We start from the raw sequence: 23,416 nt of genomic DNA, 5'->3' as shown, positions 1-23,416 counted from the left end.
CACTCACCGCCAGAGTCCCTCGGGGGTGAGACCCAGCAGCTCGATGGCGTTCCCGCGGACGATCCGCTCGACCACGTCCGCCGGCAGGTGCCCCATCTGCGCCTCGCCGACCTCGCGGGACTTCGGCCAGGTGGAGTCGGAGTGCGGGTAGTCGGTCTCGTACAGGACGTTGCCTACCCCGATGGCGTCCAGGTTCCTCAGCCCGAAGGCGTCGTCGAAGAAGCAGCCGTACACATGCCCGGCGAACAGCTCGGACGGCGGCCGGGTGACCTTGTCGGCGACCCCGCCCCACCCCCGGTTCTCCTCCCACACCACGTCGGCGCGTTCGAGGATGTACGGAATCCACCCGATCTGTCCCTCGGCATACATGACCCTGAGGTTCGGGAAGCGCTCGAACTTGCCGCTCATCAGCCAGTCGACCATCGAGAAGCAGCAGTTGGCGAAGGTGATGGTGGAGCCGACGGCGGGCGGGGCGTCGGCGGAGGTGGAGGGCATGCGGCTGCTGGAGCCGATGTGCATGGCGACGACCGTGCCGGTCTCGTCGCAGGCCGCGAAGAACGGGTCCCAGTCGTCGGTGTGGACCGAGGGCAGGCCGAGGTGCGGGGGTATCTCGGAGAAGGCGACGGCCCGCACGCCCCGCTCGGCGTTGCGCCGGACCTCCGCGGCCGCCAGCCGGGCGTCCCACAGCGGAATGAGGGTGAGCGGTATGAGCCGGCCGTGGGCGTCCGGCCCGCACCACTCCTCCACCATCCAGTCGTTGTAGGCGCGCACGCAGAGCAGCGCGAGCTCCTTGTCCGCCGCCTCCGTGAAGGTCTGCCCGCAGAAGCGGGGGAAGGTGGGGAAGCAGAGACCGGACTGGACGTGGTTGACGTCCATGTCGGCGAGCCGGGCGGGGACGTCGTAGGAGCCCGCCCGCATCTGCTCGTAGGTGATGACCTCCAGCCTGACCTCGTCCCTGGCGTACCCGACGGCGGTGTCGAGGCGGGTGAGGGGCCGGCGCAGGTCCTCGTAGACCCACCAGTCGCCGAGGGGGCCCTCGGTGCTGCCGGGCTCGCCCATGACGGGCTTGAAACGGCCGCCCAGGAAGGTCATCTCCTTCAGCGGGGCGCGCACGATCCGGGGCCCGGCGTCCAGGTACTTCTTCGGGAGCCGGTCCTGCCAGACGTGCGCGGGCTCCACCGTGTGGTCGTCGACCGAGATGATCCGGGGGAAGGGGCTCTGGGTGTCCATGGCGCTCACGGTAGCGTTGATCTGACGGTCCGTCAGCTAGTGTGGCCGGGCGACTCTGTGCGAAGGCCGTGTGAGGGCCTTGTGGACTCCGGTGCACCGGTCTGTGATCGGCGTCTCCCGCGGCTGACGGAACCGCCTCGAACAAGGCAAACTGACGGGGTTGTTCGTGATGCCTAAGGGGGCGAACGCATGGACGGTGGGCCGCGAGTGCCTGAGCAGCGGCGTCCCGGCTCCGCGGCCGTCGCGGAACCGGCGGCGTTGCGCTTCGGCGTACTCGGTCCGGTGCGGGCCTGGCGCGGCGGGGAGACGCTGAACACCGGCTCCCCGCAGCAGCGGGCCCTGCTGGCCGCCCTGCTGCTGCGCGAAGGCCGTACGGCGACGGCGGCGGAGCTGATCGACGCGCTCTGGGGCGCCGAGCCGCCGTCCCAGGCGCTGGCGGCCCTGCGTACCTACGCGTCCCGTCTGCGCAAGGTCCTGGACCCCGGGGTCCTGGTCAGCGAGTCCGGGGGCTACGCGGTACGGGGCCTGCGCGACGGCGCCCTGGACGTGGCGGTGGTCCAGGACCTCGCGACGGAGGCCGAGAAGGCGCGCGGCACAGGGGACCTGGGCCAGGCGCGGGAGGTGCTGAACCAGGCCCTGGCCCTGTGGGACGGCGAGCCGCTGGCCGGCGTCCCCGGCCCGTACGCGGACGCCCAACGGGTCCGCCTGGAGGAATGGCGTCTCCAGCTGCTCGAAAGCCGCCTGGACATGGACCTGGAGCAGGGCTGCCACGCCGAGGCGGTCTCGGAGCTGACGGCCCTGACGGCGGCGCATCCGCTGCGGGAGCGCCTGCGCGAGCTGCTGATGCTGGCGCTGTACCGCAGCGGGCGACAGGCCGAGGCCCTCGCCGTGTACGCGGACACCCGGCGGCTGCTGGCGGAGGAGCTGGGCGTGGACCCGCGGCCGGGCCTGCGCGAACTGCAGCAGCGCATCCTCCAGGCCGACCCGGCCCTGGCCGAGCCCGCCACGCCGGCCGCGGAACCGGCGGCGGTGCCCGTGCGCCCGGCCCAGCTGCCCGCCTCGGTCCCGGACTTCACCGGCCGGGCCGCCTTCGTCGACGAGCTGAGCGAGGTGCTGGCGTCGGCGTCCGAGGCGGAGGGCCGGGTGATGGCGGTCTCCGCGCTGGCCGGGATCGGCGGCGTGGGCAAGACGACGCTCGCGGTGCACGTCGCCCACAAGGCCCGCCACGCGTTCCCGGACGGACAGCTGTACGTGGACCTGCAGGGAGCCGGGCCGCGCCCCGCGGAACCGGAGACGGTCCTCGGCACCTTCCTGCGCGCGCTGGGCACGGCGGACTCGGCGATCCCCGACTCGCTGGAGGAACGGGCGGCCCTGTACCGCTCGGTCCTGGACGGCCGCCGGGTGCTGGTCCTGCTGGACAACGCGAAGGACGCGGCACAGGTGCGGCCGCTGCTGCCGGGGACGGAGGGCTGCGCCGCCCTCGTGACCTCGCGGGTGCGGATGCTGGACCTGGCCGGGGCGCACCTGGTGGACCTGGACGTCATGTCCCCCGACGAGGCGCTCGCCCTCTTCACGAAGATCGTGGGCGAGGAGCGGGTGGCCGCGGAACGGGAGGCGGCGCTGGACGTGGTCGCCGCGTGCGGGTTCCTCCCGCTGGCGATCCGCATCGCGGCCTCCCGCCTGGCGGCCCGCCGCACCTGGACCGTCTCGGTGCTGGCGGCCAAGCTGGCGGACGAGCGCCGCCGCCTGGACGAACTCCAGGCCGGCGACCTGGCCGTGAAGGCCACCTTCGAGCTCGGCTACGGCCAGCTGGAGCCGGCCCAGGGCCGGGCCTTTCGTCTGCTGGGCCTGGCGGACGGTCCGGACATCTCGCTGGCGGCGGCTGCCGCGGCCCTGGACCTCCCGCAGGAGGAGACGGAGGACCTGCTGGAGTCCCTGGTCGACACCTCCCTCCTGGAGTCGGCCGCGCCGGGGCGCTACCGCTTCCACGACCTGGTCCGGCTGTACGCGCGGGCCTGTGCGGAGCGGGACGAGCAGCCGCCCGGTGAGCGGGCGGCCGCGATGTCGCGGTTGCTGGACTTCTACCTGGCCACGGCGACGCGGGTGTACGCCATAGAGCGCCCCGGGGACCGCACCGTGGACCACCTGGAGAAGACGGAGCGCCCCGGCCGGGAGTTCGCGGACGACGCCGGGGCCCTGGACTGGCTGCACGCCGAAGCGGCCTGCATCCTCGCCTGCGTCCAGCAGTCACTCGCCGCCGCCACGCTGCGCAAGGCCGTCGACCTGCTGCTCGCCTCGAAGGACCTGGCCGAGTCCGGAGCCAGTGCGTTGCGCTACGGGGCGGCGACCCAGGCCGCCCGCGACGCCGCGGCCGTCCTCGGCGACGCCTACGCGGAGGGCAGGGCCCGGACCACGCTGGCGCAGGTGCTCAGCCATGCCGGCCGGTTCGAGGAGGCCGGCGCCGAGACCGAGCGCGCCATCGCGCTCGGCCTCGTCACGGGTGACCCCTGGACCTACGGCAACGCCCACAACGAGCAGGGCATCATCGCCAACTGCCTGAACCGGCGCTCCGTCAGCGAGACCCACCTGCGTGAGGCGATCAAGGCGTTCCGCACCGACGGCAACCGCCCGGGCGAGGCCAGCGCCCTGTGCAACCTCTCCCGCGTCCTGGTCTCGCTGGACCGCGCCTCGACCGCCATCGAACTGGTGCGTCAGGGCATCGCCATCTACGACGAACTCGGGCTGACCTTCCGGCTGGCCAACGCCCGGTACGCGCTGGGCATCGCGCTCGGACACAGCGGGCACCACGACGAGGCGCTGGAGGAGCTCGGCGCGGCGCTGGCGACGTTCACCGTGAACCGGCAGCGCCTGTGGGAGGGCACCACCCAGTTCCGTATCGCCCAGGTCCACCTGGCCGTGGGGCGCCCTGCCCGGGCCGCGCAGCATGCCGAACAGGCGCTGACGACCGGTTACATTGGGGGCGACTGGATGCGCGCCAACATCCTGACGCTCCTGGGGCACTCGCTGGAGAGGCTGGAGCAGACGGACCGGGCGAGGGCGTGCTGGCGCGAGGCACTCGCCGTCTATGAGGGCGCGGGCTCGCCCGAGGCCGACGAGCTGCGGCGCCTGCTTCCCTCGGTCGCACTGCTCTGACCTCGCCGGACACCGCGTTCATCGAACGTTTATCGCCGCTTGCCATCCTCAAGGCATCGATCCGCCGCAACCGGGGGGAGCCGGTGGATCGCGTGGGACTCACGGATAAGGTGAGCGCCCCGGAACGCCCGTTCGACAGCTCGCGGGGGAGTTGCCGAACGGGCGTTCCCCTCAGCTCTGGCACAGGGGAGTTTTCATGAGCAACACCGAAGAGCCCAAGATCGCGGACGAGGTCATCACCCTCGACAGCCACATGCCGGCTCCGCCGAAGGACGACGCCGTCACGACCCTCGACAGCCACATGCCGGCACCGCCGAAGGACGAGACGATCACCACGATGGACAGCCACATGCCGGCACCGCCGGCGCTGGACCTGAACGGGAAGTAGCCCACCCTCCGACGGGGGACCGGCCGCGGCGGCACCGAGGGGGAGCCGCCGCGGCCGAGGCGTGTCCGCGCCTCACCCCCTCCCGCGCAGAACCCCCTTCACCACCTTCCCGCTCGCGTTGCGCGGCAGCTCGCGCACGAACTCCACCGCCCTCGGCACCTTGTAGTTCGCCATCTCGCGCCGGGACCAGGCGATCAGGTCGTCGGCGGTGAGGGGTGAACCGGGGCGGCGCACGACGAAGGCCTTGGCCACCTCGCCGAGGCGGGGGTCGGGGACGCCGATCACGGCCGCCTCCCGGACGTCCGGGTGCAGGCCCAGCAGCTGCTCTATCTCCGCCGGGTAGGCGTTGAAGCCGCCGACGATGAACATGTCCTTGATGCGATCCGTGATGCGCAGGTTCCCCGACGGGTCCAGGACGCCCACGTCGCCCGTGCTCAGCCAGCCGTCCGCGGAGATCACCTGGGAGGTCGCCGCGTCGTCCTGGAAGTAGCCGCGCATCACGTTGAACCCGCGGACCAGGACCTCGCCCGGTGTGCCGGCCGGTACCGGGGCCCCGGACGCGTCCACGACCCTCACCTGCGTGCCCGGGATCGCACGGCCGGAGGAGGACGCGATCAGCGACGGGTCGTCGCCGCGCCGGCACATCGTGACGATGCCGCTCGCCTCGGACAGGCCGTACGCCGTCAGGACCGTACCCACGCCGAGTTCGCCGCGCAGGCGTTCCACCAGCCGCAACGGCACCACCGCCGCCCCCGTCACCACCAGCCGCAGCGCCGACAGGTCGTGGGCGTCCCGCGCCGGGTGGTCCAGCAGCGACTGGTGCAGGGTCGGGGGGCCCGGCAGGACCGAGATCCGTTCCGCCGCTATGTTCGCCAGCGCCGTCTCCACGTTGAACACCGGCTGCGGGACCATCGTCGCCCCGCGCATCAGACAGGCGATCACCCCGGCCTTGTAGCCGAAGGTGTGGAAGAAGGGGTTGACGATGAGGTAGCGGTCCGTGGGGCGCAGGCCCGCCAGGTCCGCCCAGATCGCGTACGCCCGCAGGGTCTGCGCGTGGGTGATCACCGCGCCCTTGGGACGGCCCGTCGTACCGGACGTGTAGACGATGTCCGACACGGCCCCGCCCGTCAGCTCCCCCGCGCGCCGCCGCACCCCGGCACCGCCCACCCCCTCGCCGCCCGCCAGGAAGTCCTTCCACGTCCGGAAGTCGCACGGCGCGTCCTCCGCCAGGACCACCACCTCCTCCAGCGCGGGCAGGCCGGGCAGCGGGCCCCGGCCGGGCGCCGCCCCCGGCGCCCCCTCCCCCGCCGCCCGGCGCAGGCTCGCCACGTAGGACGTGCCCAGGAAGGTGCCCGTGACGAAGAGCAGCCTGGCCCCGCTGCGGCGCAGTACGTCCGCCGCCTCCGCCCCCTTGAAGCGGGTGTTGAGCGGGACCAGGACCGCGCCCGCCGTCACCGCCCCGAGGGCCGCCACCATCCAGTCCAGGGAGTTGGGCGCCCACACCGCCACCCGGTCACCGGCCTCCACCCCGCTCGCCAGGCAGGCCGCCGCCGCGTGTTCGACGCGGGTGCCCAGTTCGGCGTAGGTGATCCTCGTGCGGCCGTCGACCACGGCCTCGGTGTCCGCGTACCGCGCGGCCGACCAGCGCACCAGTTCCGGAATGGTGTCCCACTCGACCACGACCGCCTCCCAGCCGGAAACCAAAGAGCTGACTGTCCGTCAGATTAGCGGTAATCTGACACACTGTCAGGAGAGGGGGACGCCGTGACAGCCATGGCAGGAACCGGGATCAAGGACGCCACCGCCATCGTCGGGATCGGACAGACCGCGTTCGCCAAGCACCTTCCGCAGGACGAGAAGACGCTCGCCTGCCGGGCCGTGCTGGCCGCGCTCGACGACGCGGGGATAGCACCCGGCGAGGTCGACGGGCTCGCCTCCTACACCATGGAGGAGACCGACGAGGTGGAGCTGGCGAAGGCCGTGGGCTTCGGTGACCTGACCTTCTTCAGCAAGGCGGGGTACGGCGGGGGCGGCTCCTGCGCCACCGTCGCCCACCTCGCCGCCGCCATCGCCTGCGGGCAGGCCACCGTCGGCGTCGCCTGGCGGTCCCGGAAACGGGGCAGCGGGCCCCGGCCGTGGACCGACACCGCGGTGCAGCTGCCCACCCCCGCCCAGTGGACCCGGCCCTTCGGGCTGCTCCGGCCCGCCGACGAGATCGCCATGCTCACCCGCCGCTACCTGCACGAGTACGGCGCCACCCGCGACCACCTCTTCAACGTCGCCCTCGCCTGCCGGAACCGGGCCAACCAGAATCCGGCCGCCGTCATGTACGAACGGCCGCTGACCCGCGAGATGTACATGACCTCCCGGTGGATCAGCGAGCCGCTCTGCCTCTTCGACAACTGCCTGGAGACGGACGGGGCCCTCGCGTGCGTGGTCGTCGGCCGGGAACGGGCCCGGGACTGCCGCCACCGGCCCGTCTACGTCCACTCCGCCGCCCAGGGACTGCCCGCCCAGCACCACGGCATGGTCAACTACTGGAACGACGACCCCCTCACCGGCCCGGCCTGGACCGCCGCCCGCCACCTGTGGAAGCACGCCGACCTCACCCCGGACGACGTGGACGTGGCCCAGATCTACGACGCCTTCACCGCGCTCATCCCGCTCTCCCTGGAGGGATACGGCTTCTGCGGGCGAGGGGAGGGCGGGGCGTTCACCGAACAGGGGGCCCTGGAGATCGGGGGACGGCTGCCCCTCAACACCAGCGGCGGCGGGCTCAGCGAGGCCTATGTGCACGGCTTCAACCTCATCACCGAGGGCGTGAAGCAACTGCGCGGGACCAGCACCGCCCAGGTACCCGGCGCCGCCACCTGCCTGGTCACCGCCGGGGAAGGCGTGCCCACCTCCGCCCTGCTGCTGCGGAACTGAGGAGCCGATCATGCTGACCCCCGTCACCGACACCGACGGCGCGCCCTTCTGGGAGTACGCGGCCCGCGGTGAACTGCGCGTCCAGGCCTGCGGGGACTGCGGTGAGCCGCGGTTCCCGCCCCGGCCCTGCTGCCCGCACTGCCAGTCCTTCGCGGCCGAGTGGCGGCCGGTGTCGGGGCGCGGGCGGGTGTGGTCGTACGTCGTGCCGCATCCGCCGCTGCTGCCCGACTACGCCGCGCAGGCGCCGTACAACGTCGTCGTGGTGGAGCTGGAGGAGCATCCGCGCATCCGGCTGGTCGGGAATCTGGTCAGCCACGCCGGGGCGCCCCTGGACTCCGTCGATCCGGGGCGCATCCGGATCGGTGCCCGGGTGCGGGTGGCGTTCGGCGACGACGGGCTGCCGCGCTGGGTGCCGGCGTGAGCACCGTCCGGGTGGACACCGACCGGGACAGCGGTGTCGCCGTCGTCACGCTGGACCGGCCCGAGCGGCTCAACGCCGTCGACCTGGAGATGGTGCGCGAACTCGTCCGGGTGTGGGGGGAGTTGCGGTTCGACGACTTCGTGCGGGCCGTGGTGCTCACCGGGAGCGGGGAGCGGGCGTTCTGCACCGGGATCGACCGGGACGCCGTCGTACCGCAGCCCTCGTCGCCGTACATGCAGGACGATCCGCTGCTGCGGATCGGGCCGAAGGCGAACGACCTGTGGAAGCCGGTGGTGGCCGCCGTGCGCGGGATGGCCTGCGGGGGCGCCTTCTATCTGCTGGGCGAGAGCGAGTTCGTCGTCGCCGACCCGACGGCCGAGTTCTTCGATCCGCACACCACGTACGGCATGGTCAGCGCCTACGAGTCCATGCTGATGGCCGCGCGGATGCCGTACGGGGAGGTGGCCCGGATGATGCTCATGGGCACCGCCGAACGGATCTCCGCCCGGCGGGCCCACGAGATCGGCCTGGTCACGGAAGTCACCGAGCCGGGCGGGGCGTTGGCGGCCGCCGTGCGCTGCGCCACCGCCGTCGCCGCCTGCCCGCCGGAGGGGGTGCAGGGGACCGTACGGGCGCTGTGGGCGGCCCGGGAGGCTGCCCTGGCCCAGGCGTTCGCCCAGGCCCCGCATCTGGTCGCCCTCGGCAATCTGCCGCCCGCACGTCAGGCGGAACTGTTCACGGGGAGACGGCGGGAGTTCCGGCTGCGCTAGTCGGCGAGCCGGGCCCTGGGGTCCGCCTCGCAGTGGTCGAGCAGGTCGATGTCGTTCCTGTCGAACGGGACCCTGACGGTCCTGACGCCCTTGGCCGGCACCGAGACCTTCGCGTACGCCGTGTGGGGTGCGGTCGCGCTGTCGGCCAGGTAGCGGCCTCGGCCTCGAAGGTGCGTGCGCGCCCGTGCCCGCGTGGGCATGTCCATGACCCTACCGACCGGGTGACACCGCGTGGCGGCCGCGGTGCGCCGGGGGTAGCGTCAGCCCTGGGACGGCCGCCGTCTGGAGCCCTTCCGTGACACACCGGTACGACGGCCGTCGCACACCCCTCACGCGGTGCGTGCCGTTCCCGTCCCCTTCTCCGCGTCCAGCGCGTACACGCACCGGTCCTTGCTGCACGCGTACACCACGCCGTCCTTGACGACCGGGGAGCCGGTGATCTCGCCACCCGTGGCCAGCTTCCACCTGAGCCGGCCGTCGTCGGCCTTCAACGTGTACAGCAGATGGTCCGTCGAACCGAAGTGGATACGGCCATCGGCCACCGCGGGCGCGCCCACGACGTCACCGCCCGCCTGGAAGCGCCACTTGGGCGTGCCGGTGACCGCGTCCAGGGTGTACAGGCCCTTGCCGCTGCCGACATGGACGTGCCCGGCCGCCACGAGCACCGGTTCCACGGAGGAGCGGGCCTCGGTCGCGATGCGCCAGCGGTCGCGGCCGTCGGTGGCGTCGAGGGCGTAGACCGTGCCGAGGTAGTCGGCGAGGTACACCCCGCCGCCGGTCACCGCCGGGCCGGGGGTGAAGGCGGGCGGGCAGAGGAAGACCGCGGGGGCCTCGAAGTGCCAGCGGACCATGCCGCTCGCCGCCTCGACGGCGAGGACGCGGGTGCCGGCCGAGACGTAGACGTAGCCGTCGGGCGCGGGCGCGAGGCGGACGGGCACACCGCCGCAGGAGGCGGCGTCGCCGACCGGGTACGACCAGCGTTCCTCACCGGTGCGGGCCTCCAGGGCGCGCAGCCGGGCGTCCTGCCAGACGTAGACCGTGCCGTCGTGGACGAGCGGGCCGGCCTCGGGGGACTCGAAGTCGGTCTGGCAGCCGGTGATCTCCCACAGCTTCTGCCCGTTCGCGGCCTCCCAGGCCTGCACACCGCCGCCGCGGGTGCCGGTGACGACCGTGCCGCGGTCGGCCTTGAGGGAGTACACCCAGGCGTCCGTGGACAGCCGCCACAGGTCGGTGCCCTCGCGGGCGTCCAGGGCGAACAGGGTCGGGCCGTCGGAGGCGTGGATACGGCCGTCCGCCACCGCCATCGACCAGGCCACGTCCCGCGTCTTGAAACGGCGGCGGCCGGTGCCCACGTCCAGGGCGTGCACCTCGAAGGAGGTGACGTAGACCAGGTCGCCGTCGACGGCGGGGGTGCCCCAGACCTCGTTGGACATGCGGAACCGCCAGGGCCGCCAGCCGTTCGCCGTCTCCGGAGGCTGGGCCGGGGCGGGCGGCGCGGCAGGGCCTACGGCAGGGTCTGTGCCGGCGACACCGGCGACACCGGTGCGCGGGCGGGACCAGCTGGCGACCAGGCCGGCCTCCGGCGGCGGCGCCTTGACGGCGGCGGCGCGGGCGTCCGCGACGCGCGGGCCGGGGCCGATGGGCACCTGGGCGCCGGCCAGCCGGACCGGGCCGGTGTCGGGGGCGCCGACCGGGGCGGGCGGGTCGTACGGGGGCGGCGGGGGTACGGCCGAGCGGCCGCCGCTCCTGGGGCCGCCGGTCGGGGCCAGGGACGGCTTGGCGGCGGGGCGCCCGCCGCGGCGGGCCTCGATGAGGGCGACGGCCTTCTCGGGCAGCCAGGCGGAGGCGGTGCCGCTGTCGTCGGAGCCGGATCCGAAGAGGTGCGGCGCCAGCTGGGCCTGCAGGTCGGCGGGGGTGGGACGGGCGGAGGCCTCCATCTGCATACAGACCTCGATGAGCGGGCGCAGCTCGTCGGGCAGGCCGGTGAGGTCCGGGCCCTCGCGCAGCAGCATGAACACCGTCTCGACCGGGTTGGCGCCATGGAAGGGCGGGTGCCCGGTGGCCGCGAAGACCAGCATCGAGCCGAGCGAGAAGACATCGCTGGCGCCGGTGACGCTGCGGGAGTCCTTGGCCTGCTCCGGGGACATGTAGGCGGGGGTGCCGACGGCGACGTTCGTCATGGTCAGGCGGGTGTTCGAGACTCCGGAGGCGATACCGAAGTCGATCACCCGGGGGCCGTCCTCGACCACGAGCACGTTGGACGGCTTGAGGTCGCGGTGCACCAGCCCCGCGCCGTGGATGGACTGCAGGGCCTCCGCCACCCCCGCCGCCAGCCAGCGCACGGCCTGGGCCGGCAGCGGCCCGCAGTCGTTCACTATCTCCTCAAGGGAGGGCGCCGGGACGTACGCGGTCGCGAGCCAGGGCACGGCGGCGCGCGGGTCGGCGTCGACGACGGCCGCCGTGTAGAAGCCGGAGACCGCGCGGGCCGCCTCCACCTCACGGGTGAAGCGGACCCGGAACAGCTGGTCCTCGGCCAGCTCGGTGCGCACCGTCTTGATCGCCACGCGCCGGCCGGACGCCGAGCGCGCGAGATAGACCAGCCCCATGCCGCCGGCGCCCAGCCGGCCCAGCACCTCGAACGGCCCGATCCGCCGCGGATCGTGCTGCGTCAGCTGATCCACCACTTGCCTGCCACCTCCCCGTACGAGCCGCGCCACCCACATATGTACGCGACCGAAGTGCAGCGTCTCACCACCGCACCGCGATGGCGGCACGCACCCCGATTCTTCCTGGCCGGGCGGCTGGTTGCGAACCCGGTGAGAATAGGGGTGTCTCGTCATCAATCCGGCCAAAGCGGACGGATCAGCGCTGCAGCAGTGCGAACGACGCCCCCTGATTGTCGGTGACGACGGCCACTCGTCCGTACGACGTCTCAAAGGGTGGCGCCTGCACCCGGCCCCCGAGACGCCGTACGGCCCCGAGGGCGTCGTCGAGGTCCGTCACCCGGAAGTGGGCGAGGAAGTGCGGGGGCATCTCGGCCGGGAAGACCTCGGTGACGTGGGCGCGGCCGAAGTCGGGCTCCGCCCCCTCGCCGAAGAGGGCGTCGTGGAAGAGACCGCCGTAGAAGGCGTTGGCACCGGCGGTGTCCCGGGTGTAGAGCTCGGCCCAGACGAAGGTGCCGGGCTCGTGCCGCCGCCCGAAGCCGTGGTGGCTGCCCGCCTGCCACAGCCCGAAGACCGCGCCCTCGGGGTCGGCGGCGAGGGCGGCGACACCGAGGTCACCCACCGGGAAGGGGGCCATGACCACCTGCCCGCCGGCCTCGGTGATCCGCCGGCCGAGCGCCCGGGCGTCGGGAGTGGCGAAGGAGACCGTCCAGACGGTGGGCATACGGCCGTCGATCTTGGGGGCCAGCGAGGCGACGGGCTCCCCCGTCAGCCGGGCCCACACCGAGGAGCCGTAGGCGGGCGCGAAGGTCCACCCGAAGAGCTCCCCGTAGAACCGCTTGCCGGCCTCGACGTCGGCGAGCTGGGCGTCCACCCAGCACGGTACGCCCTCCCCGTAGACCCCTCGGGTCTCTTCCGCCTCTTCGTTCCCGGATGCCCTGTTTTCGGCCATGCCGTCAAAGTAACCGGGTCACAGGCACCCCGCAGACCAGGCACACCACCCTCAGCGCACCCGTGCACCCCATTTGCAGTCGGCCGAATCGCGCTCCGATCACCCGTCGGTAAGCTGACGGCATGACAGGACAAGTGCGTACCGTCGACGGCCGCGTGGCCGGCCGGCGTGGGCAGGCGACCCGGCAGAAGCTGCTCGACTGCCTCAGCGAGATGCTCAGCTCCTCCCCCTACCGGGACGTCAAGGTCATCGATGTCGCCCGGAAGGCGGGCACTTCACCCGCGACCTTCTACCAGTACTTCCCGGACGTCGAAGGCGCCGTCCTGGAGATCGCCGAGCAAATGGCGGCCGAGGGCGCCGGATTGACCGAACTGCTGGAGGGCCGGTCCTGGGCCGGGAAGTCGGGATGGCAGACCGCGCAGGAACTCGTGGACGGCTTCCTGGAGTTCTGGCGGAAGAACGACGCGATCCTGCGGGTGGTCGACCTCGGCGCGGCCGAGGGGGACAAACGGTTCTACAAGATCCGCATGAAGATCCTGAACTCGGTGAACAACTCCCTCTCCGACGCCATCGCCGAGCTGCAGTCCAAGGGCAGGGTCGACAAGGACGTGAATCCGGCGGCGGTGGCCGGTTCGCTGGTCGCGATGCTCGCGGCGGTGGCGGCGCACCAGAAGGGCTTCTCGTCCTGGGGCGTGAAGCAGGCGGAACTCAAGCCGAACCTGGCCCTGTTGGTCCACCTGGGCGTGACCGGGAAGAAGCCGAGCAGGTAACACGGCCCCGGCGCACCCTTTTTCCCGGTCCCCAAGTCCTGTCTGGCGGGCGGTGGTTCACCTGTGGTGAGCCGCCGCCTGCTCTGCTGTGCGCCGCCTCACGCGGGCAGCGGCCGGTCCCGTACGACGTGCTTCATCACGAGGGTCGAGGTCAGCCGCTGCACTCCGGGCAGGGTGGCGAGCCGCTCGTCGTACAGCCGCTGGAAGGCCGCGAGGTCGGCGGTGGCGACCCGGAGCAGATAGTCGGGCTCACCGAACAGTCGCTGGGCGTCGAGGACGTGCTCCAGCTCTCCGACCGCCCGCTCGAACTCGGCGACCGTGTCCCGGTCCTCCTGCCGCATGGAGACGAAGACCAGCGCCTCGAAGTTCAGGCCGAGCGCGGTCGCGTCCACGATCGCGCGGTAGCCCTGGATGGCGCCGCAGCGCTCCAGCTCGCGCAGCCGCCGGTGACAGGGCGAGACGCTGAGCCGCACCCGCGCGGCCAGCTCGGTCACGGTCAGCCGCCCATCCTGCTGCAGTTCGGCAAGGATTTTCCGGTCTACGTCGTCCATGTGGCAGATCTTCCCTCAGACAGGCGGGCTGTGGGCAAACTTCGGGAACACTTTCGGGCCATTCACGCCTAATGTCGCCGACATGGACTCGGGACTGCTCTTCTCCTTCCTCGCCGTGGACCTGCTGCTGGTGTGCGTACCGGGCGCCGACTGGGCGTATGTCATCGCGGCCGCCCTGCGCGGGCGCCCCGTCACGCGCGCGGTCGCCGGCCTGGTCTCCGGTTATGCCCTGCACACGGCCCTCGCGACGGCGGGCCTCGCGGTCCTGGTGGCGGGCTCGCCCCGGCTGCTGACGGTCCTGACGGTGGCGGGCGCCGGGTATCTGCTGTGGCTGGGCTGGGGGGTGCTGCGCCGGCCGGCGGTGCCGGGCGCGGCGGAGCGGTCCGCCGACGACCGGGGTCTCTTCCTGCGCGGCGCCACGATCAGCGGGCTGAACCCCAAGGGCCTGCTGCTGTACCTCTCCGTCCTCCCGCAGTTCCTCACCCTGCACGGCACCCACCTGCCGGTCGCCGTCCAGACGGCGGCCATGGGCCTGCTGCACATGGCCTGCTGCGCGGCGGTCTACCTCACGGTCGGCACGCTGGCGCGTGCGCTGCTTTCCGCGAGGCCGGCCGCGGCTCGTGCGGTGACGCGGACGTCGGGGGCGGCGATGCTGGGGATCGGGGCGTTCTTGCTGGTGGAGCGGTTGGCCACGCTCTAGCGCCGCAGCAGGTGCCGCGACGTGCCGTCGGGCGGCTGCGGCAGCGTCGTGGCCGGTCGCGCCCACGCGGCGCAGCCGCACAGCGATACGGCCCCGCGCCCCTCAGGGAGCTGCGGTGATCCGGAACAGCCGGATCTGCCTGCTCACCCGGGCCTGGTACGCGGCGTACGGAGGCCAGAACGCGAGGACCGCCCGCCAGGCCGCCGCCCGCTCCTCCCCCGCCAGCAGCCGGGCGGTGACCGGGACGTCCCGCCCCTTCCAGCTGATCGACGCCTCGGGGTGGGCCAGGAGGTTGTGGGTCCAGGCGGGATGCCCGGTCCGCCCGAAGTTGGAGCCGACCAGGATCCAGCTCCTGCCGTCCTCCTGCGGCATACAGGCCAGCGGCGTCCGGCGGGGCAGTCCGCTGCGGGCGCCGGTGGAGGTGAGGACCACCCCGGGCAGCATCCGGGCGCTGAGCAGGAACCGGCCCCCGGTGAGCCGGTGCACGGCCCGGTCCAGCGCCGGCACCACATGCGGGGCGACCCTCGCGAAGGCCCGGGTGGACGACACCCGCTGCACGAGCCGGGCACCGGGCCCGGCCATCACACCGCCACCTCGCCGCCTGCGAAGAGCCCGGCGGCCTCGGCGGCCCGGTCCCGCAGCCGGTGCACGGGCCCGAACAGCAGCTCGTCCCCGGCCGCCCGCTTGAAGTACAGCTGCGCGTCGTGCTCCCAGGTGAACCCGATCCCGCCGTGCAGCTGGATCCCCTCGCCGGCGGCCAGCCGCAACGCCTCCAGCGCCTGGGCGAGCGCGAGCCCGCCACCGGCCGGCGACCCGCAGGCCGCCGACGGCGAGACCGGGGCACAGGCGGCGGCCCACGCGGCGTGGTACGCCGCCGACCGAGCCGCCTGCACCCCCACGTACACATCGGCCAACCGGTGCTTCACCGCCTGGAAGGACCCGACGGGCCGCCCGAACTGCTCGCGCTGCCGCACGTACTCCACGGTCCGCTCCAGCACCCGGTCGGCCGCCCCGACGGCCTCGCAGGCGAGCACGGCGGCGGCCGAGTCCCCCAGGGCGGCGAGGGCGGGCAGCACGTCCGCGTCCTCCTCCCCGAGCAACTCCGCCGGCACGTCGCGGAGTTGCACACGCGCCTGCGGCCGGGTGGCGTCGAGCGCGGTCTGCCGGATCCGTACGACACCGGGCGCGTCCCCCGCCACCAGGAACAGCAGGGTCCGGGACCGGGCGAAGCCGCCGGTGTGCGCGGCGACGAGCAGCAGATCCGCGCTGTGCCCGTCCAGTACCTGCTCGACCTGCCCGTACAGCCGCCATTCGCCGTCGGCGCGCCGGACCTGGACCCCGCCAGCCCGTCCGCCGCCGGCGGCGAAGCCGCCGTTGTCGCCGGTCAGGGCGAGGGCGGTGGTGAGCGCGGGGCCGGGGACGGCGAGTGCGGCGGTACGGGTGCCGGCGGCCAGGCCCGGCAGCAGCTCGGCGCGCTGGGCCGGTGTGCCCAGCGCGAGGAGCAGCGGGGCGGTGAGGACGGCGGTGGCGAGCAGCGGGCAGGAGGCGAGGGAGCGGCCGGTCTCCTCGCAGGCCAGGGCCAGTTCGGTGACCGAGCAGCCGACACCGCCGTACCGCTCGGGCAGGGCGAGCCCCGGCAGGCCGAGCTGGTCGGCGAGGGCGGACCACAGCAGGGGGTCGTGTCCGGCCGGACTGTCGACGGCGGCCCGCAGCTCCGCCGGGCCGCACCGCTTGTGCAGCAGCTCGCGCAGGGTGCGGCGGATCTCGTCCTGCTCGGCGGTGAGGCGCGTGTCCATGGCTCTTCCCTCCGCATCTGACGGGCCGTCATATTAGGAGTCCGGCAACGATATGCACAGGGGAAGGTGGGCTGTGATGACTCCGGGAAGCCGGAAAGTCGCCGTGGTGGGTGTCTCGCTCTCCGACTGCGGACGCGTGGACGACGCCACCCCGTACTCGCTGCACGCGCAGGCGGCCCGCCGTGCCCTGGCCGACGCCGGTCTCGGCCGTGAGGTGGTGGACGGATTCGCCTCCGCGGGCCTCGGCACGCTGGCCCCGGTCGAGGTGGCCGAGTATCTGGGCCTGCGCCCCACCTGGGTGGACTCCACCTCGGTCGGCGGCTCGACCTGGGAGGTCATGGCGGCGCACGCGGCGGACGCGATAGCGGCGGGCCACGCGAACGCCGTCCTCCTCGTCTACGGCTCGACGGCACGGGCGGACATCAGGGCGGGCCGCAGGACGGGCGACCTCTCCTTCGGCGCCCGCGGCCCCCTGCAGTTCGAGGTCCCCTACGGCCACACCCTGATCGCCAAGTACGCGATGGCCGCCCGCCGCCACATGATCGAGCACGGTACGACCGTCGAACAGCTGGCGCAGGTGGCGGTCCAGGCCAGGGCCAACGCGGCACTGAACCCGGAGGCGATGTTCCGCGACCCGATCACGGTGGACGACGTCCTCGCCGGCCCGATGATCGCCGATCCCTTCACCAGGCTGCACTGCTGCCTGCGCTCGGACGGCGGCGCGGCGGTCCTGCTGGCGGCCGAGGAGTACGTACGGGACTGCCGCACGGCACCGGTCTGGATCCTCGGCACCGGCGAGCACGTCTCGCACGCGGCGATGTCCGGGTGGCGGGACTTCACGGTGTCCCCGGCGGCGGTCAGCGGCCGCCTCGCCTTCGCGCGGGCCGGGGTGCGCCCCGCCGAGATCGACTTCGCGCAGATCTACGACGCCTTCACCTACATGACCCTGGTGACCCTGGAGGACCTGGGCTTCTGCGCGAAGGGCGAGGGCGGTGCGTTCGTGGAGAAGGGCCGGCTGCTGGCGCGGGGCGGGGACCTGCCGGTGAACACCGACGGGGGCGGGCTGTCCGCCCAGCACCCCGGCATGCGCGGGCTGTTCCTGCTGGTGGAGGCGGTACGACAGCTGCGCGGCGAGGGCGGGGAGCGGCAGGTGCGGGCCCGGGACGGACAGCTGCCGAGACTGGGGGTGGCCTCGGGGACGGGCGGGTGGTTCTGCTCCTCGGGGACGGTGGTGCTGGGCCGGTGACGGGTCCGTTTCAGTCGTCGTCCCGCAGTCTGCGCCAGATACGGGTGCGGTGCAGGAGGTAGGCGGAGCCGATCAGGGCGACCACCTGCAGCCCCACGGCGAGCAGCCAGAATTCGTCCTTGGTCTCCAGTCTGTTCGTCAGGAACGTGAAGTTCATGCCGAAGAACCCGGTCAGGAACGACAGCGGCAGGAAGATCACCGACACGATCGCCAGCCGGTTGATCACTCCGTTCTGCTCGCCCGCGACGAGCGAGGAGTAACTGCTGAAGGCCCGCCGGGTGGCGTCCTGGAGGGACTCGATGTCGGCGAGCACCAGCCTTCCGGCGGCCTGGAACTCCTGGGCACGCCGTTGCCGCTCCGCGGGGAAGGCGGAGCTCATCATCCGCCGGGTGATGATCTCGTCGGTCACCTGGAGATAGGGCAGCAGCGCGTGGTGCAGGAGGGCGGAACGCCGCCGCAGCCGCGCCAGCCGGTAGACCTGCTCCGGGCGCCGGTACTCGAACATGTCGTCCTCAAGTTCCTCCGTCTGCAGCAGGGCCCGCACGGCGGCCCGGCGGAAGGTGGTCAAGGCCTCCTGGAGCAGCAGGAAGAGCACGGCCACGGTGTCGTCGGGCCGCTCGTGCCGCAACACCGCGGCGAAGCTCTTCGCCAGCCCGGCCTGGCCCCGGTGCGCGGTGGCCAGAAACCGCTCCGTCACCACCACGTGGAGGTGGGCGATGCCGTCCTCGTGGACCACCGGCACGACGAACGAGGCCCGGTCCCCCAGGAACTCCGCCCGCACGGGCTCGTCCGGCCTGCCGAACCAGTCCAGGTCCTCGGCGTCCAGGCCCAGCTGATCGGCGATCGGCGTCTCCCGTGCCGGTGCCTGCGTCGGCAGCTCGACGTCGACGAGCAGGAAGCGGTCCGCGGCCAGCCGCTCCCGCGCCTCCGAGACATCCGTGCGGGTGATGGTCCCTTCCGGCATCGACACCACCGTTACGATCATCGCCGCTCACCGTCGCTCCCGAAGCCCGTGGCTTCGAGCCTCCCCGTGCCCCGGCGTCCGCGCATCCGGAAGCACTCGTGCGCGTCGCGGGACGGCCGCCGAACGGACGACCTCACTCGGCCGGGCGCGCCCGCACCGGCGGACGGCCGGGCGGAGATACTCGGCACATGGAAACGGATCTCCACGCACTGCTGAGGCCGCTGCGGGTATGGGACCCGGACGTCACGGACCTGCGCCCGTTCGACCCGGACACCGCCCCGCCGACCCCGCTGCCCCTGTTCACGAGCTGGTTCGCGGACGCGGTGGCGGCGGGGCAGCCGGAGCCGCACACGATGTCGCTGGCCACGGTGGACGGGCAGGGGGAGCCGGACGTACGGATCGTGATGCTGCACGGCGCCGACGCGGACGGCTGGTCCTTCGCCACGCACCGCTCCAGCCGCAAGGGCCGGGCCCTGGGCACCCACCCGTACGCGGCGCTGGCCTTCTACTGGCCGGTGCTGGGCCGCCAGGTGCGGGTGCGCGGGCCGGTGACGGCCGCTCCGGCCCAGGAGAGCCAGGCGGATCTGCACGCCCGCTCGACGGGGGCGCTGGCCGCGGCGCTCACCGGCCGGCAGAGCGAGGAGCTGTCCTCGCTGGAGGAGCTGCGGCGGGCGTCGCGGACGGCCTGGGACCGGGCCCGCGAGAACCCGGCCGAGCCGTCCCCGACCTGGACCCTGTACCGGCTGCACCCCCGGACGGTGGAGTTCTTCCAGGGGGACGCCGAGCGGCGGCACGTACGCCTGGAGTACCGCAGGACGGAGTTCGGCTGGAGCAGGGGGCTGCTGTGGCCGTGAGGCCGGGCAGCTCACCCGGGCCGGCCGCGGCGCCGGTGGTCAGCGCCGGCGCGCCGCGGGCCGGAGCCCGGCCTCAGCCCTGCGGACGCAGCGCGGCGGCGCGCCCTCGGACCAGGAGGTTCTGCGTGCCCAGGCCGATCGCCAGGTAGGCGTACAGCGACGCGGTCCCCAGCACCCCGGTCCCCGTGGCGTGGTCGATCCACAGGGCCAGCCCGATGTGCACGGCCACCGAGGCGAGCCACAGCCCGGTGGTCGCGACGGTCCCCTTGCGCAGCACCTCGTCCTGGGGCCCGCGCCAGACCCGTACGGTCCGGGCCCTGACCGCGCCCAACGCCGCCGCGACGGCCAGGCTGGCCACCAGGAGCACCACGGGCAGCGTGGTCAGCGGGCGGTCCTCGACGACCGAGGCGACACCGAAGGCGATCCCCACGGCGCCCAGGACAGCGAGGATCGCCGGTGCGATCAGGGAGCCGTTGTGCCGTACCGGACGGGTGCGCAGCTGCCGGCGCACCACCAGGCCGACGACCACCACCGCCAGGACGAGGCCGGCCCCGCCGTTCGTGTTCTGCATGTCAACTCCCCGTTTGCGGCACCCGTGTTCAGGGGCGCCGCCCCTGCCGGTCATTATGGCGGGCGTTCCGGGGGCCGGGCCGCGGGGTGGCCCTGCCCGCTGCCCCCCGGCCCCCGCCCGCTCGGCTCAGCCGCCCAGGGCGGTGCCGGCGAACCGCCACACCGAGAAGTCCGCCACCGGCCGGTACCCGATCCGCCGGTACAGGCCGTTGCTCGTCGGGTTGGCGAGGTCGGTGAAGAGCAGGACCTCCGCCACGCCCGCCTCCCGCGCGGCCCTGCTCACCTCGGCCGTGGCCGCGCCCGCGTAGCCGCGCCCCCGCAGGGCCGCCGGGGTGTAGACGGGGGCGATGCGGACCTGGCCGGCCGTCTCGGGGGTGGCTCCGGCCATGGCGAGCGGCTCCCCGTCGTGGGCTTCCCAGAAGGTGACGCCACCGTGGGAGATACGGGCGTCGGCCCAGTTGCCCGCGTCCTGGCCGACGCCGCCGGTGATCTCCTGGAACTCCTCGAACCAGCGGATCAGCAGATCCCGGTCGGCCGGCCCGGCGGTCCGCGCCCGTCCCTGCGGCCGGGGCTCCGGTTCGGTCAACTCGTCCAGGCGGTACAGCCGTTGCCTCCTGTCGGCGGCGACCGCCGTACCGGTGTGCCGGCGCCAGGCCGCCGCGAAGTGCTCCGCCGTCTCCTGCGGCGCGGAGACTCCGGGGAGTGGGCGACCCAGCTCCGCGTACCGGGCCGCCAGCGCGTCGGCCTCCCGCGGGGTGAGCCCGGTGACGTGGACGGGGAACGGCGGGGTGTGGAGGAAGGCGGCCCGTACCGTGCCGTCGTCCGCTTCCAGCAGGCCGAAGAGGGGGGCCTCCTCGCCGTACAGGTGCAGCCCGCGACGGCGCAGCGCGTCCGTCACCGTCAGCGGCACCGTGTGCAGCGCCGGACGGGAGCGCAGGAAGTCGCCCGCGCGGGAGAGGAACTCGTCGAGGTCTTCGGTGAGACACCAGTTGTCGGGGCGCATACGGCCCATGATCGACGCGAACGTCCGGGCGGGACACCGGTTTTCCCTCCGGGAGCTCAGCCCTCCGGGGCACAGCCCCCAGGGGCTCAGTCCTCAGGGGCTCAGTCCTCCGGCCGGAACACCGGCTTGCTCTCCGCGAAGGTCACGCGCAGCGGCAGCCCGGCCCGCAGGTCCCGTCCCGCGCAGTCCACCACCTGCGTCATCATCCGCGGGCCCTCCGCCAGGTCGACCACGGCGGCCACGTAGGGCGTACGGTCACCGAAGGGCGGAAGGTCGTTGCGGTGGACCGTGGACCAGGTGTAGAGCACGGCCCTGCCGCTCGCCTCCTCCCAGGTCACCTCCTCGCTCCAGCAGTGCGGGCAGAACTCGCGCGGGTAGTGGTGGGCCCGGCCGCAGGACCCGCAGCGACGGATCAGCAGCCGGCCCCGCGCGGCCGCCTCCCAGTAGGGCCGGGTGAAGGCGTCGGGCTCCGGGAGGTCGTAGCGCGCCGCGCTCATCGGAACCACCCCAGCCAGGCGTCCAGCGACCAGGTCTGCCATGCCATTCCGAAGAAGCCGGACAGCGAGATCAGCGCCATCATCGAGTTCTGGCCCTGCTCGGCCCAGTCGTGGATCATCAGGACGAAGTAGACCGCGTTCAGCACCAGCCCGCCGAGCAGCGCCACCGGGGTCAGGAAACCCAGGATCAGGCCGAGGCCGAGGGAGAGTTCGGCGTAGGCGACGACGTACGCCATCAGCTTCGGACGTGGCTTCACCACCGTCTCGAAGCCCGTCCGCACCACCGCCCAGCGGTGTTCGGCCGCCACGTCCGCCGCCCACGCGATGCCGCTGCCCCGTTCGAACCAGGCCTTCTTGTCCTTGTGCCGCCAGCTCTCCAGCCACCACAGCCCGAGACCGATCCGCAGCACCGCCAGCCACTGAGCGCCGTCCAGCCATAGGGAGTCCATGGATCTGACGGTACGTCAGATGCCGCTCAAAGCCCACCTGTGAGCCCCTCTTGAATCCGGCGCTCCGCCTTGCCGCCCCTCGCCCGGCCGGCCGGGGAGGGGCCGATCGCCGTACCGCCACAACCAGGTCTTCTACGTCACCGGCCCCACCCGCTCCTCCTACACCCGTGATCAATCCGCAACCAATTCCGGTCTTGACCGAGACCCATCAACGGAGTGCGTGATTACGCTCCGAGCATGGCCGACTCCCGTTCCGCTTCCGTACCGCTCTCCGTCACCCCCGCCGACCGCCCGGTCTATGTCATCGGCGCCGGTCCGGGCGGGCTGGCCGCCGCCCACGCGCTGCGGGCCCGGGGCATACGGGCCGTGGTCCTGGACAAGGCCGACCGGCTGGGCGCCTCCTGGCGCGGCCACTACGACCGCCTGCACCTGCACACCACCCGCCGGCTGTCCGCCCTGCCGGGCCTGAAGATCCCCCGCAGGTTCGGGCGCTGGGTGTCCCGGGACGACGTGGTGCGCTATCTGGAGAAGTACGCCGAGCACCATGAACTGGAGATCGTCACCGGTGTGGAGGTCTTCCGCGTCGAGCGGACCGGGGACGGCACCGGCTGGCTGCTGCACGCCTCCGGCGGACGCGAGCTGACCGGCAGCGCGGTGGTCGTCGCCACCGGCTACAACCACACTCCGCGCGTGCCCGACTGGCCGGGCCGGGCGGGCTACGGCGGGGAGTTCCTGCACGCCGGCGACTACCGCAACGCCGCGCCGTACGCCGGCCGGGACGTCCTGGTCGTCGGTGTCGGCAACACCGGCGCCGAGATCGCCGTGGACCTGGTGGAGGGCGGGGCGGCGCGGGTGCGGCTGGCCGTCCGCACCGTCCCGCACCTGGTGCGCCGATCGACCCTCGGCTGGCCCGCGCAGTACTCGGGCGTGCTGGTGCGGCGGCTGCCGGTGGGGCTCGTGGACCGGCTGTGCCGGCTCCAGGCGAGGGTGGGCGTGCCGGACCTGTCCGCCCACGGGCTGCCCCGGCCGGACACCGGGCTGTACAGCAGGGTGCGGCAGGGCGCCATCCCGGTGCAGGACGTCGGCCTGATCGACGCCGTGCGCAAGGGCAGGGTGGAGATCGTGGCCGCCGTGGAGTCCTTCGAGGAGGGGAGCCCGGGGAAGGTCGTCCTCGCCGACGGAAGCCGCGTCGAGCCGGACGCGGTGATCGCGGCGACCGGGTACACCCGCGCCCTGGAGGGCCTGGTGGGCCATCTCGGGGTGCTGGACGACCGCGGGAAGCCGGTCGTGCACGGCGGCGGCACGCCCGCGCAGGCGCCGGGCCTGTACTTCACCGGGTACACCAACCCGATCAGCGGGATGTTCCGCGAGATGGCGCTCGACGCCAGGAAGATCGCGAAGGCGGCGGCCGGGTATCTGCGCAGCCGGCGGTGATGCCCGCGTGCCGCACCCGGCGGTAACTTTGCGGTGTCCGACCCGTTCCTGACAATGCGTCAGTTCAGTAATCTGAC

23 protein-coding genes are annotated in these 23,416 nt (G+C 73.2%); 10 read left to right on the top strand and 13 right to left on the bottom strand.

The window, feature by feature from the left end; all coding sequences use genetic code 11:
- Window positions 1-3 precede the first annotated feature (3 nt).
- A complete protein-coding gene (locus IE244_RS11885; protein WP_229854059.1) occupies window positions 4-1,230 on the bottom strand; it encodes an amidohydrolase family protein in 1,227 nt (408 codons plus the stop codon).
- A gap of 189 nt (window positions 1,231-1,419) precedes the next feature.
- Between IE244_RS11885 and afsR the strand changes: the two genes are divergently transcribed.
- Window positions 1,420-4,383 carry an SARP-family global regulator AfsR gene (afsR, locus tag IE244_RS11880; protein ID WP_191873263.1) on the top strand — a complete coding sequence of 988 codons (2,964 nt, stop codon included), beginning with the start codon at window positions 1,420-1,422 and terminating at the stop codon, window positions 4,381-4,383.
- A gap of 196 nt (window positions 4,384-4,579) precedes the next feature.
- Complete coding sequence (gene afsS / locus IE244_RS11875) at window positions 4,580-4,771, top strand: regulatory protein AfsS (protein ID WP_191873261.1); 192 nt, start codon at window positions 4,580-4,582, stop codon at window positions 4,769-4,771.
- A gap of 72 nt (window positions 4,772-4,843) precedes the next feature.
- Here afsS and IE244_RS11870 read toward each other — a convergent pair whose 3' ends face one another.
- Window positions 4,844-6,475 (bottom strand): FadD3 family acyl-CoA ligase, encoded by a 1,632-nt coding sequence (locus tag IE244_RS11870; RefSeq protein ID WP_229854058.1) that lies wholly within the window; start codon window positions 6,473-6,475, stop codon window positions 4,844-4,846.
- A 69-nt stretch (window positions 6,476-6,544) separates the two neighbouring features.
- On the opposite strand from IE244_RS11870, the gene IE244_RS11865 reads away from it, so the two are divergent.
- From IE244_RS11865 to IE244_RS11855, 3 genes are read left to right on the top strand one after another with little or no spacing between them, the layout of a single operon-like run.
- Entirely contained in the window at window positions 6,545-7,699 is a 1,155-nt protein-coding gene (locus IE244_RS11865) for a lipid-transfer protein (protein WP_191873698.1), read from the top strand.
- Between the two features lie 10 nt (window positions 7,700-7,709).
- Window positions 7,710-8,120, top strand: a complete 411-nt coding sequence (locus tag IE244_RS11860) for a Zn-ribbon domain-containing OB-fold protein (protein ID WP_191873260.1) — start codon at window positions 7,710-7,712, stop codon at window positions 8,118-8,120.
- Entirely contained in the window at window positions 8,105-8,890 is a 786-nt protein-coding gene (locus IE244_RS11855) for an enoyl-CoA hydratase/isomerase family protein (protein ID WP_191873697.1), read from the top strand. Before IE244_RS11860 ends, IE244_RS11855 begins: the two co-directional genes overlap by 16 nt.
- On the opposite strand, the gene IE244_RS11850 is transcribed toward IE244_RS11855, so the two are convergent.
- The 3 genes from IE244_RS11850 to kbpA form a co-directional block, all read right to left on the bottom strand.
- Window positions 8,887-9,090: a hypothetical protein gene (locus IE244_RS11850; RefSeq protein ID WP_191873258.1), complete on the bottom strand. Its 204-nt coding sequence runs from the start codon at window positions 9,088-9,090 to the stop codon at window positions 8,887-8,889. The two genes, IE244_RS11855 and IE244_RS11850, sit on opposite strands and share 4 nt — an antisense overlap.
- A 129-nt stretch (window positions 9,091-9,219) precedes the next feature.
- Complete coding sequence (locus IE244_RS11845; protein WP_191873256.1) at window positions 9,220-11,574, bottom strand: serine/threonine-protein kinase; 2,355 nt, start codon at window positions 11,572-11,574, stop codon at window positions 9,220-9,222.
- Between the two features lie 178 nt (window positions 11,575-11,752).
- Window positions 11,753-12,505, bottom strand: a complete 753-nt coding sequence (gene kbpA, locus IE244_RS11840; RefSeq protein ID WP_191873254.1) for an AfsK-binding protein KbpA — start codon at window positions 12,503-12,505, stop codon at window positions 11,753-11,755.
- A gap of 134 nt (window positions 12,506-12,639) precedes the next feature.
- Here kbpA and IE244_RS11835 point away from each other — a divergent pair, with 134 nt between their 5' ends.
- On the top strand, window positions 12,640-13,275 hold the full coding sequence (locus tag IE244_RS11835) for a TetR family transcriptional regulator (protein WP_191873696.1): 636 nt from the start codon (window positions 12,640-12,642) through the stop codon (window positions 13,273-13,275).
- 98 nt (window positions 13,276-13,373) lie between these two features.
- Here IE244_RS11835 and IE244_RS11830 read toward each other — a convergent pair whose 3' ends face one another.
- Window positions 13,374-13,826: an Lrp/AsnC family transcriptional regulator gene (locus IE244_RS11830; protein ID WP_191873252.1), complete on the bottom strand. Its 453-nt coding sequence runs from the start codon at window positions 13,824-13,826 to the stop codon at window positions 13,374-13,376.
- Between the two features lie 82 nt (window positions 13,827-13,908).
- On the opposite strand from IE244_RS11830, the gene IE244_RS11825 reads away from it, so the two are divergent.
- The gene (locus IE244_RS11825; protein ID WP_191873250.1) at window positions 13,909-14,526 is read left to right on the top strand and encodes a LysE family translocator; all 618 of its coding nucleotides are present in this window, start codon (window positions 13,909-13,911) and stop codon (window positions 14,524-14,526) included.
- Window positions 14,527-14,628: 102 nt separating this feature from the next.
- Here IE244_RS11825 and IE244_RS11820 read toward each other — a convergent pair whose 3' ends face one another.
- A complete protein-coding gene (locus tag IE244_RS11820) occupies window positions 14,629-15,108 on the bottom strand; it encodes a nitroreductase family deazaflavin-dependent oxidoreductase (protein WP_191873248.1) in 480 nt (159 codons plus the stop codon).
- On the bottom strand, window positions 15,108-16,322 hold the full coding sequence (locus IE244_RS11815) for an acyl-CoA dehydrogenase family protein (protein ID WP_191873246.1): 1,215 nt from the start codon (window positions 16,320-16,322) through the stop codon (window positions 15,108-15,110). Before IE244_RS11815 ends, IE244_RS11820 begins: the two co-directional genes overlap by 1 nt.
- A 76-nt stretch (window positions 16,323-16,398) precedes the next feature.
- Here IE244_RS11815 and IE244_RS11810 point away from each other — a divergent pair, with 76 nt between their 5' ends.
- Window positions 16,399-17,568 (top strand): thiolase C-terminal domain-containing protein, encoded by a 1,170-nt coding sequence (locus IE244_RS11810; protein ID WP_191873244.1) that lies wholly within the window; start codon window positions 16,399-16,401, stop codon window positions 17,566-17,568.
- 10 nt (window positions 17,569-17,578) lie between these two features.
- On the opposite strand, the gene IE244_RS11805 is transcribed toward IE244_RS11810, so the two are convergent.
- Window positions 17,579-18,553 carry a CorA family divalent cation transporter gene (locus IE244_RS11805; protein ID WP_229854057.1) on the bottom strand — a complete coding sequence of 325 codons (975 nt, stop codon included), beginning with the start codon at window positions 18,551-18,553 and terminating at the stop codon, window positions 17,579-17,581.
- Window positions 18,554-18,720: 167 nt separating this feature from the next.
- Here IE244_RS11805 and IE244_RS11800 point away from each other — a divergent pair, with 167 nt between their 5' ends.
- Window positions 18,721-19,386, top strand: a complete 666-nt coding sequence (locus IE244_RS11800; RefSeq protein WP_191873242.1) for a pyridoxine/pyridoxamine 5'-phosphate oxidase — start codon at window positions 18,721-18,723, stop codon at window positions 19,384-19,386.
- 73 nt (window positions 19,387-19,459) lie between these two features.
- Here the strand turns inward: IE244_RS11800 and IE244_RS11795 are convergent, their stop codons facing one another.
- The 4 genes from IE244_RS11795 to IE244_RS11780 form a co-directional block, all read right to left on the bottom strand.
- Entirely contained in the window at window positions 19,460-19,957 is a 498-nt protein-coding gene (locus IE244_RS11795) for a DUF1453 family protein (RefSeq protein ID WP_191873240.1), read from the bottom strand.
- 126 nt (window positions 19,958-20,083) lie between these two features.
- On the bottom strand, window positions 20,084-20,959 hold the full coding sequence (locus tag IE244_RS11790) for a GNAT family N-acetyltransferase (protein ID WP_191873238.1): 876 nt from the start codon (window positions 20,957-20,959) through the stop codon (window positions 20,084-20,086).
- Window positions 20,960-21,060: 101 nt separating this feature from the next.
- Entirely contained in the window at window positions 21,061-21,456 is a 396-nt protein-coding gene (locus IE244_RS11785) for a Zn-ribbon domain-containing OB-fold protein (RefSeq protein ID WP_191873236.1), read from the bottom strand.
- A complete protein-coding gene (locus IE244_RS11780; RefSeq protein WP_191873234.1) occupies window positions 21,453-21,905 on the bottom strand; it encodes a DoxX family membrane protein in 453 nt (150 codons plus the stop codon). Before IE244_RS11780 ends, IE244_RS11785 begins: the two co-directional genes overlap by 4 nt.
- Window positions 21,906-22,142: 237 nt before the next feature.
- On the opposite strand from IE244_RS11780, the gene IE244_RS11775 reads away from it, so the two are divergent.
- Window positions 22,143-23,339 (top strand): flavin-containing monooxygenase, encoded by a 1,197-nt coding sequence (locus IE244_RS11775; RefSeq protein WP_191873232.1) that lies wholly within the window; start codon window positions 22,143-22,145, stop codon window positions 23,337-23,339.
- The last annotated feature ends 77 nt before the right edge of the window (window positions 23,340-23,416 follow it).

It is taken from the genome of Streptomyces filipinensis, assembly GCF_014649495.1.
Lineage (GTDB): Bacteria > Actinomycetota > Actinomycetes > Streptomycetales > Streptomycetaceae > Streptomyces > Streptomyces filipinensis.
The sequence above is the reverse complement of the archived record's forward strand: the minus strand, read 5'-3'. Positions and strand labels throughout refer to the sequence as shown.

Bases quoted from the DNA above. Each gene is read 5' to 3' on its own strand.
- IE244_RS11885 (WP_229854059.1), bottom strand. From the start codon at position 1,230: ATGGACACCCAGAGCCCCTTCCCCCGGATCATCTCGGTCGACGACCAC.
- afsR (WP_191873263.1), top strand. From the start codon at position 1,420: ATGGACGGTGGGCCGCGAGTGCCTGAGCAGCGGCGTCCCGGCTCCGCG.
- afsS (WP_191873261.1), top strand. From the start codon at position 4,580: ATGAGCAACACCGAAGAGCCCAAGATCGCGGACGAGGTCATCACCCTC.
- IE244_RS11865 (WP_191873698.1), top strand. From the start codon at position 6,545: ATGGCAGGAACCGGGATCAAGGACGCCACCGCCATCGTCGGGATCGGA.
- IE244_RS11860 (WP_191873260.1), top strand. From the start codon at position 7,710: ATGCTGACCCCCGTCACCGACACCGACGGCGCGCCCTTCTGGGAGTAC.
- IE244_RS11850 (WP_191873258.1), bottom strand. From the start codon at position 9,090: ATGCCCACGCGGGCACGGGCGCGCACGCACCTTCGAGGCCGAGGCCGC.
- kbpA (WP_191873254.1), bottom strand. From the start codon at position 12,505: ATGGCCGAAAACAGGGCATCCGGGAACGAAGAGGCGGAAGAGACCCGA.
- IE244_RS11830 (WP_191873252.1), bottom strand. From the start codon at position 13,826: ATGGACGACGTAGACCGGAAAATCCTTGCCGAACTGCAGCAGGATGGG.
- IE244_RS11825 (WP_191873250.1), top strand. From the start codon at position 13,909: ATGGACTCGGGACTGCTCTTCTCCTTCCTCGCCGTGGACCTGCTGCTG.
- IE244_RS11820 (WP_191873248.1), bottom strand. From the start codon at position 15,108: ATGGCCGGGCCCGGTGCCCGGCTCGTGCAGCGGGTGTCGTCCACCCGG.
- IE244_RS11815 (WP_191873246.1), bottom strand. From the start codon at position 16,322: ATGGACACGCGCCTCACCGCCGAGCAGGACGAGATCCGCCGCACCCTG.
- IE244_RS11810 (WP_191873244.1), top strand. From the start codon at position 16,399: ATGACTCCGGGAAGCCGGAAAGTCGCCGTGGTGGGTGTCTCGCTCTCC.
- IE244_RS11805 (WP_229854057.1), bottom strand. From the start codon at position 18,553: ATGATCGTAACGGTGGTGTCGATGCCGGAAGGGACCATCACCCGCACG.
- IE244_RS11800 (WP_191873242.1), top strand. From the start codon at position 18,721: ATGGAAACGGATCTCCACGCACTGCTGAGGCCGCTGCGGGTATGGGAC.
- IE244_RS11795 (WP_191873240.1), bottom strand. From the start codon at position 19,957: ATGCAGAACACGAACGGCGGGGCCGGCCTCGTCCTGGCGGTGGTGGTC.
- IE244_RS11790 (WP_191873238.1), bottom strand. From the start codon at position 20,959: ATGCGCCCCGACAACTGGTGTCTCACCGAAGACCTCGACGAGTTCCTC.
- IE244_RS11785 (WP_191873236.1), bottom strand. From the start codon at position 21,456: ATGAGCGCGGCGCGCTACGACCTCCCGGAGCCCGACGCCTTCACCCGG.
- IE244_RS11780 (WP_191873234.1), bottom strand. From the start codon at position 21,905: ATGGACTCCCTATGGCTGGACGGCGCTCAGTGGCTGGCGGTGCTGCGG.
- IE244_RS11775 (WP_191873232.1), top strand. From the start codon at position 22,143: ATGGCCGACTCCCGTTCCGCTTCCGTACCGCTCTCCGTCACCCCCGCC.